At 34.9% G+C, this 12,945-nt stretch carries 11 protein-coding genes and 1 pseudogene; 7 read left to right on the top strand and 5 right to left on the bottom strand.

The window, feature by feature from the left end; translation table 11 throughout:
* Window positions 1-12: 12 nt before the first annotated feature.
* Window positions 13-1,803 carry an excinuclease ABC subunit UvrC gene (uvrC, locus tag GMC_RS0106390; RefSeq protein WP_010521358.1) on the bottom strand — a complete coding sequence of 597 codons (1,791 nt, stop codon included), beginning with the start codon at window positions 1,801-1,803 and terminating at the stop codon, window positions 13-15.
* 407 nt (window positions 1,804-2,210) lie between these two features.
* Between uvrC and GMC_RS0106385 the strand changes: the two genes are divergently transcribed.
* The 5 genes and pseudogenes from GMC_RS0106385 (at window position 2,211) to GMC_RS0106365 (ending at window position 5,527) form a co-directional block, all read left to right on the top strand.
* Window positions 2,211-2,639, top strand: coding sequence for an ATP-dependent zinc protease family protein (locus tag GMC_RS0106385; protein ID WP_010521357.1), 429 nt, complete (start codon window positions 2,211-2,213; stop codon window positions 2,637-2,639).
* Window positions 2,640-2,642: 3 nt separating this feature from the next.
* Complete coding sequence (rimK, locus tag GMC_RS0106380; protein WP_010521356.1) at window positions 2,643-3,515, top strand: 30S ribosomal protein S6--L-glutamate ligase; 873 nt, start codon at window positions 2,643-2,645, stop codon at window positions 3,513-3,515.
* A 3-nt stretch (window positions 3,516-3,518) separates the two neighbouring features.
* Window positions 3,519-4,492: pseudogene (locus GMC_RS19305) on the top strand (succinylglutamate desuccinylase/aspartoacylase family protein).
* On the top strand, window positions 4,485-5,051 hold the full coding sequence (locus GMC_RS0106370) for a 5-formyltetrahydrofolate cyclo-ligase (RefSeq protein WP_010521355.1): 567 nt from the start codon (window positions 4,485-4,487) through the stop codon (window positions 5,049-5,051). The pseudogene GMC_RS19305 and the gene GMC_RS0106370 overlap by 8 nt, the downstream one beginning before the upstream one ends.
* Before the next feature lie 68 nt (window positions 5,052-5,119).
* The gene (locus tag GMC_RS0106365) at window positions 5,120-5,527 is read left to right on the top strand and encodes a response regulator (protein ID WP_010521354.1); all 408 of its coding nucleotides are present in this window, start codon (window positions 5,120-5,122) and stop codon (window positions 5,525-5,527) included.
* Here the strand turns inward: GMC_RS0106365 and GMC_RS0106360 are convergent.
* The 3 genes from GMC_RS0106360 to ileS all read right to left on the bottom strand — a co-directional run bounded on the left by GMC_RS0106360 (window position 5,524) and on the right by ileS (window position 10,009).
* Window positions 5,524-6,135, bottom strand: coding sequence for a lipoprotein signal peptidase (locus GMC_RS0106360; RefSeq protein WP_010521353.1), 612 nt, complete (start codon window positions 6,133-6,135; stop codon window positions 5,524-5,526). The genes GMC_RS0106365 and GMC_RS0106360 overlap by 4 nt on opposite strands.
* Before the next feature lie 79 nt (window positions 6,136-6,214).
* A complete protein-coding gene (locus GMC_RS0106355; protein WP_010521352.1) occupies window positions 6,215-6,601 on the bottom strand; it encodes a TraR/DksA family transcriptional regulator in 387 nt (128 codons plus the stop codon).
* Window positions 6,602-6,607: 6 nt separating this feature from the next.
* Window positions 6,608-10,009, bottom strand: coding sequence for an isoleucine--tRNA ligase (gene ileS / locus GMC_RS0106350; protein WP_010521351.1), 3,402 nt, complete (start codon window positions 10,007-10,009; stop codon window positions 6,608-6,610).
* A 201-nt stretch (window positions 10,010-10,210) separates the two neighbouring features.
* Between ileS and GMC_RS22745 the strand changes: the two genes are divergently transcribed.
* Both GMC_RS22745 and GMC_RS19300 read left to right on the top strand, forming a co-directional pair.
* The gene (locus GMC_RS22745) at window positions 10,211-10,468 is read left to right on the top strand and encodes a nitrilase-related carbon-nitrogen hydrolase (RefSeq protein WP_316928965.1); all 258 of its coding nucleotides are present in this window, start codon (window positions 10,211-10,213) and stop codon (window positions 10,466-10,468) included.
* Window positions 10,453-10,989 carry a nitrilase-related carbon-nitrogen hydrolase gene (locus GMC_RS19300; RefSeq protein ID WP_316928964.1) on the top strand — a complete coding sequence of 179 codons (537 nt, stop codon included), beginning with the start codon at window positions 10,453-10,455 and terminating at the stop codon, window positions 10,987-10,989. Before GMC_RS22745 ends, GMC_RS19300 begins: the two co-directional genes overlap by 16 nt.
* Window positions 10,990-11,116: 127 nt before the next feature.
* Here the strand turns inward: GMC_RS19300 and GMC_RS0106340 are convergent, their stop codons facing one another.
* On the bottom strand, window positions 11,117-12,730 hold the full coding sequence (locus GMC_RS0106340; RefSeq protein ID WP_010521350.1) for an Ig-like domain-containing domain: 1,614 nt from the start codon (window positions 12,728-12,730) through the stop codon (window positions 11,117-11,119).
* Window positions 12,731-12,945: the final 215 nt, after the last annotated feature.

Below are 12,945 nucleotides of genomic sequence, written 5' to 3'. Positions count from 1 at the left end.
TTTCAATTGGTTTTACTGTTTGTAGAAATCAATAATTTTTTGAGCTTTTGAATTTCCTACTACTTCTACTAGTTCTTGTTTAGTGGCTTGTTTTATCCGGCTTACTGATCTAAAATGCTTTAAAAGACTAATGGCTGTTTTTTCGCCAATACCTGGTATGCTATCTAATTCAGTTTCTAGGGCTGCTTTACTGCGCTTTTGCCTATGAAATGTAATCCCAAAACGGTGCGCCTCATTCCGCATGTGTTGAATTACTTTCAAACTTTCTGATTTTTTGTCCAAATATAAGGGATAAGAATCGTCTGGGTAGTAAATTTCCTCCAAACGTTTTGCTATTCCCACAATAGTTACTTGACCCCGAATGCCTAGTTGCTCCAGCGCTTTTAATCCCGATGACAATTGTCCTTTTCCACCATCCAGAATAATTAATTGCGGTAAAGGCTCTTCCTCCTCCAGTAAACGCTTGTACCTGCGATAAACCACTTCTTCCATTGAAGCAAAATCATCAGGGCCTTCCACCGTTTTTATATTAAATTTACGATAATCTTTTTTACTTGGTTTTGCATTTTTGAATACAACACACGCTGCCACAGGGTTGGTTCCCTGAATGTTTGAATTATCAAAGCATTCCATGTGTACCGGTAATTGCGGTAGGCGTAAATCTTTTTGAATTTGGGCTAACATACGCTTAGTATGTCTTTCAGGATCAACAATTTTAATTTGTTTGAAACGCTCTTGCCTGCTGTATTTTGCATTTCGTAATGATAAGTCTACCAGCTTTTTTTTATCTCCTAGCTGCGGAATAGTCACTTTTAGTCCTTCGGCAACAGCCACAGGAAACGGCAGATACACTTCTCGCGAAAGCGATTTAAATCGATTTCTAAATTCAACTACCGCTAATTCTAAAATTTCAGCATCTGTTTCCTCTAATTTTTTCTTTATTTCGGTAGTATGTGATCGCACTATTGCCCCGTGATGTACTTGCATAAAGTTTACATACGCAAAGCTTTCATCACTTTCAATACTAAATACATCCACATTGGTAATCCGTGGATTTACCACCGTAGATTTCTCCTGATAGTTTTGCAAGGCTTCAATTTTATTTTTATAAAACTGGGCTTGTTCAAATTCCATAGCCTCAGCATGAACCGTCATTTTTTTAGTAAATGATTTTAAGGCGTCTTTAAAATTTCCTTTTAAAATACTTCTTATTGCAGTAATGTGCTGCATATATTCCGATTCCAATTCATATCCTTCGCACGGAGCTTTGCAATTTTTTAAATGGTACTCTAAACACAGTTTGTACTTTCCGGCATCAATATTTTGTTTGGACAAATCATAATTACAAGTCCTTATTGGATATAGTTCTCTGATTAACGTTTTTACAGCTCCTAATACCTTACCACTGGTATAAGGACCAAAATACTCTGAGCCATCCTTTATCATTCGGCGGGTGCTGAACACCCTTGGAAAACGTTCATTTTTAATACAAATCCACGGGTATGATTTATCGTCCTTAAGTAAAATATTGTACCGTGGTTGGTGTTTTTTTATTAGGGTATTTTCCAATAATAAAGCATCCGATTCAGTGGTAACCACAATATGTTTTATGATTGCAATTTTTCGAACCAAAATACGCAAGCGTGCACTGTCATGATTTTTGGTAAAATAAGAGGCTACTCGCTTTTTTAAGTTTTTTGCTTTCCCTATATACAAAATACCCCCATCCTTATCAAAATATTGATAAACACCAGGAGTACTTGGCAAAATTTTCACTTGTAATTCTATGGCTGAAATATCCATATTCCAAAGATAAAACTATCTATTAATTACTACCTAAAAAAAACCTCCCTTACTACCACTAAATAGTAAGGGAGGACTACCAAAGAATTTTGATGGTATGTACCAAAACTCTAAAAACTAAACACACTATACTTTATAAATTGATGTTCAAATTTTTGTTCATTATTTTAAAAGCCCCAAGCACTAAAAATAACAACTTATCATTTGTTCCATCCAAATTAAAATACACATATATAACGTTTCAACTTTAAAATACCCTACCCTAAAAATTCAATTATTATTTAAAAAGTATTTTTTGTGTTTATAACATTCATATTTTAGATACTTTTATGCAAGTCAAACCTCTATTAGCATGTGGTTTTACTAATAACTAATAATTACTTACTTAAAAAATAGTTTCTTGTACTTTGGAAAATAATAAACTTACAATTGGGCGAACAGATGTAGCTGATTTTCCAGATTTAGCACTTTTAGATATTCCGATTAAAATTGATAGTGGTGCCTACACCTCAAGTATTCATTGTAAAAACGTAGTTGAAAGTAACGGCATATTATATTGTGAATTTTTAGGAGACGCGCATCATCAATTTAATGAAAAAAAAATTACATTTAACGCCTATAAAACAACTATTGTTAAAAGTAGTAATGGTATTGCATCAAAAAGATATGCCATAAAAACCAAAATTAAATTATTTAATAAACTATATCCCATTACCCTAACTTTAAATGACCGAGACAATATGCGCTTTCCAGTATTAATTGGTCGCAAATTTTTAAGTGGCAAATTTATTATTGACCCAAAGCTGCTAAATGTTTCGTTTGGCTTAAAAAATTGATCTATGAATATTATTATTTTATCCCGTAACCCTAATTTATATAGTACCAATGCTTTAGCGCAAGCAGCTATTAAAAGGAAACATACTGTTCGTATTATTGATCCTATTAATTGTGATATTGTTATTGAAAAAAAGAATCCTGCAATTTACTATAAAGGGAAAAAATTAGAATCGGTTGATGCCGTTATACCTAGAATTGGTGCTTCTATTACGTACTATGGAACTGCAGTTGTCAGGCAATTTGAAATGATGGGCGTACTTACCACCGTAGGTTCGCAAGCTTTGGTATTATCGCGTGATAAATTACAAAGTTTACAAATACTAACTAAGGCAAAGTTAGGTTTACCTAAAACTATTTTTACCAATTACTCCAAAAATGTGGAAGAAGTTATTAATCATGTAGGCGGAGCTCCATTAATTATAAAGTTATTGGAGGGTACACAAGGTTTAGGGGTTGTTTTGGCAGAAACAAAAAATGCTGCTAAATCAGTAATTGAAGCGTTTAACGGATTGCAGGCGCGTGTTATTGTTCAGGAGTTTATTGAAGAAGCCAAAGGGGCGGATATCAGGGTTTTTGTGGTTGATGGCCACGTGGTAGGCGCCATGAAACGCCAAGGAAAAGAGGGTGAATTCAGATCAAACTTACACCAAGGAGGCAAAGCAACAGTGATTGAACTTTCAGATGAAGAAGAGATTGCTGCCATTAAAGCTGCCAAAGCACTCGGATTAGCGGTGGCTGGAGTGGACATGCTTCAAAGCGAACGTGGGCCTTTGATTTTAGAAGTAAATTCGTCACCTGGACTAGAAGGTATTGAAACTGCCACCAAAAAAGATATTGCAAAAACCATTATACGATACATTGAAAAAAACATTTAATGTATGGCTACCGACACATTACACATATTAGGGCAGGAAATTCCTTTGGGGCAGCGCAAAACCATTAACCTGAATATTGCGAAACTGTATACTTCCACTAAAGTAGAAATACCCATTATTGTGGAACGCTCCAAAATTCCAGGACCTGTAGTTTTAATTACAGCTGGGATCCATGGGGATGAAATTAATGGAGTTGAAATTGTAAGGCAGCTTATTCAAAAAAAATTAATCGCCCAGCAAAGGGGACTATTATTTGCATTCCAGTGCTTAACGTTTTTGGATTTTTATCCATGAGTAGAAATTTTCCTGATGGTCGCGATTTAAATCGGGTATTTCCGGGTTCAAAAAATGGTTCACTTGCTAGTCAGTTTGCCTATCAGTTTTCCACTGAAATTTTACCGCATGCTGATATTTGTATCGATTTTCATACTGGTGGTGCCAGCAGGTACAATGCTCCACAAATACGGATATCAAAAGACAACGAGGTAAGTTTGGCGTTGGCACACGTATTTAACGCACCTTTTTTATTGTATTCAAAAAATATTGATAAATCCTACCGAGCTACCTGTGCCAAAAAAGGAAAAACAGTTTTATTGTTTGAAGGAGGAAAATCACTTTCAAATGACAAATTAATTGCCAAGGAAGGTGTAGACGGTACTATGCGTGTCTTAAAACACTTGGAAATGCTTGGCAGCGATTTTGAAATTGAAACCCAAAAATCTACTTCAGTAATTATCGAACATAGTCATTGGATACGCGCAAAATACAGTGGATTATTGCATCTAAAAATTGCTTGCGGTGCTTTTGTTAAAAAAGGGGAGCAACTGGCTACAATTACAGATCCTTACGGTACAAAACGCCATATAGTTAAAGCGGCTGATAACGGATATATTATTAATACTAATGAAGCGCCAATCGTTTATCAAGGCGATGCTATATTCCATATCAGTAGCGACAAAAATCAAGTAAATGACTAAAAAAGAACTACGGAAAAAATACAAGGCACTTAGGGCACAACTTACTCCTGCTGCAATTGAACATAAAAGTATTGCTATTGCTAATCAACTTTTACAATTAGATATATGGAACTATGACTATTATCATATTTTTTTGCCTATTACTAAGCAAAACGAAGTGGATACCGAATTTATTTTACACATTTTGCAAGGCAAAGACAAGCACGTTGTAATTTCTAAAAGTAATTTTACGGATGGAAGTTTGTCCCATTATTTGCTTACTGACCAAACACAATTATCTGTAAATGAATGGGGCATACCTGAACCTTTAGGAAATGGCATTCCAATTCCTGATGATAAAATTGAAGTTGTTTTTGTGCCTTTGTTAGCATTTGATAAAAAAGGAAATCGGGTTGGATACGGAAAAGGATTTTACGATAAATTTTTAGCACTTGCAAAACCGAAATTGACCATTGGAGTAAGCTTTTTTAGTCCAGAAGAACAAATTTTTGATGTTGATGATCGAGATTTTTCGCTCAATTATTGCTCTTTGCCCGATAAAACCTACAATTTTATCTAATAATACAGAAAAATATAGCAATTCACATTTGGGAATTTTATTTTTGATATAGCACAAAGTTAGTCTATATGTCCCCAACATTGAACCTTACCTGTATTATCGATGACGATGCTGTTTACATAAAGCTTGTAAAAAAATTACTACAGCTTAAAAAACTATGCAAAAATATTATAGTTTTTGAAAATGGAAAAGAGGCTTTAGAATATTTCAGTCAGAAAAATTTACAAAACAAACAATTGCCCGAATTAATTTTACTGGATTTAAATATGCCAGTCATGAATGGGTGGGAGTTTTTAGAACAATACAATCACATTAAATCAAATTTAGAGCATAAGCCTAGCTTATATGTAGTAAGCTCCTCTATTGATCCAATGGATTCGCAAAAAGCAAAAAATATTGATAGTGTTGAAGATTATTTATCGAAACCTATATCATTAAAAACTTTTGAAACAATTTGCAATGTTATTGCTTCCTAACTAGTTGCTACTTCCTTTGGAAATACTTTTTTATTAAACACAATTAGTAGAATAACAGCAATGCATATCGCTGAATCTGCTACATTAAAAACGGGTTCAAAAAAGGTAAAATACGTTCCACCCCAAATTGGAATCCAATCAGGTAGTATACCTTCATACAAAGGGAAATAAAGCATATCCACTACTTTTCCGTAAAAAACAGAAGAATAACCGCCTCCTTCAGGTAAAAAAGTTGCTACTTGACCGTTGCTATGGCTAAAAAATATGCCTTGAAAAATAGAATCCAGTATATTTCCAGTAGCGCCAGCAAAAATTAATGAAATAGCTACAATTAACAAGTTAGGCTGTTTTTTACGGATACTATCCCATAACCAATATCCTATACCTGTTATGGCTACTAATCTAAATAAACTTAAGACTAATTTACCGTATGATCCTGGAATTTTGACTCCCCATGCCATCCCTTCGTTTTCCACGAAGTGAATTTTAAACCAGCTAAATACTTCATATGAATCACCTAGTGCAAAGTGCGTTTTTACATAAACTTTTGATGCCTGGTCAATAATAAGGACTAATAAAATTAGTAAAGACGCCTTTTTTAAATTCATTTTTTATCTAAAAATTTTTAACTTTAAAAGGAAACGCTTCCTGAATGGGGGGCGTTACACTAAATAATTAGCTTCTCTTTTATTTTTTCTGCATTTTTTTAGCCTCGATACTTAAAGTAGCGTGTGGAACCAATTTTAAACGCTCAGGATTAATTAATTTACCAGTAACACGGCAAATTCCGTAGGTTTTATTTTCAATGCGGTTTAATGCATTTTTTAGGTCACGTAAAAACTTTTCCTGGCGTATGGCTAGTTGGGAGTTCGCTTCTTTTGACATGGTTTCGCTACCTTCTTCAAAAGCTTTAAACGTAGGAGACGTATCATCCGTTCCATTGTTCTTGTCATTTTTATATGAACTTTTTAGCATTTCCAAATCGCGATTTGCATGGGCTATTTTATCTAAAATAATTACTTTAAATTCAGCTAAATGTTCGTCAGAATATCTTTCTTTAGTTTCTTGTGCCATCTTACTTTATATTTTTTGAATAAAAATTTTCACATTAATATTATCAAATTCAATAGCCGTTCCGTTGGGTAATTCTTCTTTAAATACAATCCCTTTTGCTAAAGTTTCAGTTTTAATGTAGTCTTCATTCTGTTTTACCGCTGCTTCAATTACTTGATTAGTCGTAAAACTAATTTCGATATTATCAACTACTTCAAAATTTTGATCCTTTCTCAAATTCTGAATACGATTTATAAGCTCCCTAGCTATTCCTTCTTTTCTTAATTCAGGGCTTATGGTAACGTCTAAAGCTACGGTTAATCCATTAGCATTAGCCACTAGCCAGCCCTCAATATCTTGCGATGAAATTTCTACATCACTCAATTGCAATGTAATACTTTTCCCGTTAATTTCTAAAGGGATTTCTCCTTTTTGCTCCAGTGTGCTAATTTCAGGCTGATCAAACTTCTGTATTTCATTTGAAATCAGCTTCATATCCTTACCAAAGCGAGGGCCCAATGCTTTGAAATTAGGTTTTATCTTTTTAACCAATATGCCCGAAGCATCATCTAAAAGCTCAATTTCTTTGACATTTACCTCACTTTTTATCAAATCAGCAACTGCTTCAATCTCCTTCCTTTCATTGTCATTTAATACAGGAATCATGATTCGTTGCAACGGTTGACGTACTTTTATTTTTTCTTTTTGGCGCAAAGAAAGTACCAATGATGATACTATTTGCGCTTTACTCATTTTTTGTTCCAGCTCAGTATTAATTACACTAGCATCGGCTACTGGAAACTCTGATAAATGAACACTTTCAAAATCTTCCTGACCCGTGCATGCAATTAAATCCTGGTACAACCTGTCCATAAAAAATGGCGCCACGGCAGCTCCTAATTTGGAGACTGTAAGTAAACATGTGTATAATGTTTGGTATGCCGAAATTTTATCCTGCGCGTATTCCCCTTTCCAAAACCTACGGCGGCATAAACGTACGTACCAATTACTTAAATTTTCCTGAACAAAATCCGAAATCGCTCTTGTAGCTTTTGTCGGTTCATATTCATTATAAAATGTGTCAACTTTAGTAATCAACGTATTTAGTTCGCTTAAAATCCATTGATCAATTTCAGGCCTTTTCTTTATAGGAATTTCATTTTCATGGAAATTAAATTGATCAATATTTGCGTATAACGCAAAGAAAGAGTATGTATTATACAAAGTTCCAAAAAACTTACGCCTAACTTCTGCAATTCCTTCAAGATCAAACTTTAAATTATCCCATGGATTTGCATTGCTAATCATGTACCAACGGGTAGCATCGGGACCGTACAATTTTAAAGTTTTAAAAGGATCTACGCCATTCCCTAAACGCTTAGACATTTTTTGTCCATTTTTATCCAATACCAGTCCGTTTGAAACTACATTTTTGTAAGCTACATCATCAAAAATTAGTGTAGATATAGCGTGTAGTGTATAAAACCATCCACGTGTTTGATCTACACCTTCGGCAATAAAATCCGCTTTGCGTGCGCCTGATTCTACTTTTTCTTTATTTTCAAATGGATAATGCCATTGAGCTACAGGCATAGCTCCGGAATCAAACCATACATCAATTAAATCGCTTTCGCGTTGCATTGGTTTCCCTGATGGGGAAACTAAGGTAATCGTATCCACTATATTTTTATGAAGGTCAATTTTGTCGTAGTTATCATCGGACATATTACCCACCACAAAATCTTCAAAAACTGCTTTTTGCATTACGCCTGCTGCCACTGCTTTTTGCATTTCTGCTTTAAGCGTTGCTATGGACTCAACAATTAATTCTTCGGTACCATCTTCCGTACGCCAAATTGGAAGTGGAATACCCCAGTAGCGCGAACGTGATAAATTCCAGTCATTCGCATTTGCCAGCCAATTTCCAAAACGTCCCTCGCCAGTGGCTTTGGGCTTCCAATTGATGCTCAAATTTAACTCGTGCATGCGTTCTTTTACATCCGTTACTTTAATAAACCAACTATCCAGCGGGTAATATAAAATAGGTTTGTCCGTACGCCAGCAATTTGGGTAACTGTGCACATACTTTTCTACCTTAAAAGCTTTGTTTTCTTCCTTAAGTTTTATGGCAATTTCAACATCTACGGAGCGTTCTGGCGCTTCGCCATCAGTATAATATTCGTTTTTTACGTACTTGCCTGCAAACTCGCCTACATGAGCTGTAAATTTCCCTTGTAAATCAACTAAAGGAACTAGGTTGTCATTTTTGTCCTTTACTAACATTGGCGGAACCTCTGGACTGGCTTGTTTAGCTACCAGAGCATCGTCCGCCCCAAATGTGGGTGCGGTGTGTACAATCCCAGTACCATCTTCGGTGGTCACAAAATCTCCTAAAATTACTCTAAATGCATTTTCAGGATTATCATTAGGTTGTGTGTAATCCAACAACTGTTCGTATCTAATATTTAAAAGGTCTTTTCCAACAAATGAAGTGACAATTCTGTACGGTATTTTTTTATCACCTTGCTTATATGCTTGTAAGTCTTCAGCTGTTTCTACGGCAGTGAATTTGCCCGAAAATTGGTTGCCTACCAAATTTTTAGCTAAAACTACCTTTGTAGCTTCAAAAGTATATTGATTATAGGTTTCAACCAGTACATACTCAATTTTTGGGCCCACTGTTAATGCAGTGTTACTTGGTAATGTCCAAGGAGTAGTTGTCCAGGCTAAAAAATGTATGGTGCCAAAACCTTGTAAAAATGGGGGTAATGAACTATCAATGGCTTTAAACTGAGCTACTACAGTGGTGTCAGTAACATCTTGATAAGTCCCTGGCTGGTTTAATTCATGCGAACTTAAACCAGTACCAGCTTTTGGAGAATAAGGTTGTATGGTATATCCTTTGTAAATCAGACCTTTTTTATACAATTGTGCTAAAAGCCACCAAACCGTTTCCATATATTTTGGTTTGTAGGTAATATAAGGATCTTCCATATCCACCCAATATCCAATTTTTTCGGTGAGGTCGTTCCAGATATCCGTATAACGCATTACGGTAGTCCTACAAGCTTTGTTGTACTCCTCTACGGTTATTTTTTTACCAATATCCTCTTTGGTAATCCCAAGCTCTTTTTCAACACCTAACTCAACTGGTAATCCATGAGTATCCCAACCCGCTTTACGTTTTACCTGAAATCCTTTTTGTGTCTTGTACCGGCAAAAAATATCTTTAATTGTACGTGCCATTACATGGTGTATGCCTGGTAATCCATTAGCTGAAGGTGGTCCTTCAAAAAAAACGTATGGCGTTTTCCCCTCGCGCTCCTTAATACTTTTTTCAAAAATGCCTGCTGCTTTCCAAAAAGCTAAAGTTTCTTCAGCTAGTTTAGGTAAATCAAGTCCTTTGTATTCAGTGAACTTTGTGCTCATGGTAATGGCTTTTTTGTCAGCTACTTTATTTTTAATAAGAATGAAGCTGAACTATTTTTATGATTATGAGGCAAGCCTCGTGTATTTAAAAACAATTTAGTTTTTAAGTTGCGAAAATAGGGATTTTTTTAAAAATTTAAGCGACTGAAAACTACGTGAAGTGTCATATTTTATGTAACTTTTTTAAAAAATTTATTCCCTATGAAAAACATAACCACAAAATTGCATTGCGCTTTTGTACAAGCCGATCTAATTTGGCAAGATACTACAGCAAATTTGAATAATTTTGAACAAAAAATACAGCATATTGAACATGCTGATTTGATTATTTTACCAGAATTATTTAGCACTGGCTTTTGCTTTGACACCCATTTGGCGGAATCAATGACAGGTAAAACGGTACAATGGATGTTGCATCTTGCTTTAAAAAAAATAAGGCACTCATGGGCAGTGTCATGATTTCCGAAAATGGTGCTATTTACAACCGTATGCTGTTGGTAACCCCTTCCGGAGAAATTCAATATTACGACAAACGTCATTTATTTGCTTACGCAAATGAAGATAAACACTTTAAAAAAGGAACAACAAACACTATTTTTAAATTAGCCGGTTGGAAAATTAAGCCTATTATTTGTTATGACCTTCGGTTTCCGGTCGCAGCCAGAAATATTGAAGATTATGACCTTCTTATATGTGTGGCTAATTGGCCAAATACCCGTATCGAAGCTTGGGATACGCTGCTAAAGGCGCGTTCTATTGAAAACTTATGTTACACCATTGGAGTGAATAGAACGGGGGCTGATGCCAATAACCTAAAGTATATTGGTCATTCCAATTGTTACGACCCACTGGGCAAAAGATTGTTACCTGTGTACGAAAATCAAGATGTCATATCTGTAGTTATAGATAAAAATAAGGTGCAAAATATTAGAGAAAAGCTTCCGTTTTTAGCTGATAGAGATCATTTTAAAATTTACTAGCTTATGCGGATGCTGATTTTAACTTAAAGTTCAAGGGGCATCATTTGCATCATTGAAGATTGCTTTGAACCATTTGCTTTATAAAGCAGTCTTTTAGTATTGAAAGAAAACTTAGGCATTGGATTTTTTAATCCAATGCTCCAAGATCAATTGCTTGTTTAACATCCCAATTGGCTCTCACATTAATGGCCTCGGGATAATACACTATTTTTTCAGGCTGTAATTTTTTTAAGTAATTGCCTGTATCCCACTTGTTGTTTTTATTGGTGTCAAAAATTACTTTTATAAAATACTCTCCGGGTGCTACAGATTCAATTAAAGCAGTGGTTTCCCCCTCGTTTAATGTAATTTCGTAATCTACATTTGTCTCCCCTTTTTGTAATTGAACAATAATGGGCCATTGTGTTATTTGTTGGAAATTGAGAATCATTTTTCCATAATCGGCTTCAATTCCAGTGCTTGTATTAAAATTTAAAGTGTCATTTTTATTGCCTAAAAAATCTGTAATGGCACCAGGTAGTAATTGTAAATGATATTGAGCACCTTCTTTTTTGTCAAAATTTAGAGTTAATTCGTTTTTAAACCTGTCCAGTTGGTGTTTAAAATTAATTGCAACCGTATCCTGATCCACCAAATTGATATTGCTGATTTTTAAACTATCAATAGGGGTGTTTGCTGAAAGAATCATTGGAGCGTTTAAACGCAGTTTTGAAGCTGATTTTGTGGATACAATTAATGAATCAACAAGCTGATCCTTGTAACGCGAAACAATAGTATCGGTGTACTTTTTGGATGTTGCTAAAAACACAATAGAATCTTGTTCAAAAAATGGTTTTGTCCATACGTTTAGGGTGTCTTTTTGTGGATCTTTATAAAACTGGGTGCTTACGCTTGGTTTTCCTAACACACTTATTTCAGGCGATTCAATAACGCCTTTATACCCTAAAATAAATTGATTTTTGGACACTTGACTCATGCGTTCAAAGGAAAACTCAGGTACTTCTTTAAAAAGTTTCAGTTTTGCTACTGTATCTTGTGGTATGGTGATAATACTGTCATAAAATCCAATTTTGTCTTGTTGTGGTTCAAAAGTGTAATTGGAATTATTGTCTTTTAATGCTATCAGGTGGTATTTTCCTTCTTTTAGATTTTTAAATTCAAACTCAGTGCTGTCTAGCGTGCTTGATATGTACCGGGGCGGATCTTTAAATACTATGGAATCGGTATAATTTTCATCGACCTTGTACAAAAATACGGATACATAATCGTCCAATTTTTTTTTGAATGCATCTTTGACACTTCCTTTAAACGATAGAGAATCTAAAACTGGTCCAGTTGAAAACACGTACTGAAAAAATGGAAAAGGATTACTCTCATTATTATCCACTACGCTTGCTCCAAAATTTATGGTATAAGTGGTATTGGGAATTAGAGTGTCCTGAAACTGAATTTTTATAAATTTCCCTGGTGATCCCAGGGGTGTAATTAAGGGTTTTAACTTCATGGGTGGCGAAATTACCACTTGCTTTTGTGCATTTTCAAGCTTTATTAACTCATCAAAATAAATACGAACTTCATCACTTTTAAAGTTAGTTGAAAAATTAGGAGGACTGGAACGCACAAATTTTGGAGGTTCTTCATCCTTTGGACCGCCTGTAATGGAGCCTCTTTTTGCACAGCTGATAACGGTGAAAAAAACAAGACTATAACTTATAAAAAAAGTAAGGTTACTTTCTTTCATTTTATTTTTTATACAAATAAACAAAAACCTATCGAGTATGTTACACGCCTGGCTATGTAGTTTGTTAAATATTATTTTTATTTAAATTAATGTGTTTTTTTGCGTGAAGGATTGCAATGGAAATCCCGCAACCCGACGCAGGAGGAGTGAGGAATTGCAATGGAAAGCCTGACCCTTGTGGTCACGCCCTAATTAGTATTTTTTTAAATGGTACC

It is taken from the genome of Aquimarina agarivorans (assembly GCF_000218485.1).
GTDB classification, from domain to species: domain Bacteria; phylum Bacteroidota; class Bacteroidia; order Flavobacteriales; family Flavobacteriaceae; genus Aquimarina; species Aquimarina agarivorans.
The sequence above is the reverse complement of the archived record's forward strand: the minus strand, read 5'-3'. Positions and strand labels throughout refer to the sequence as shown.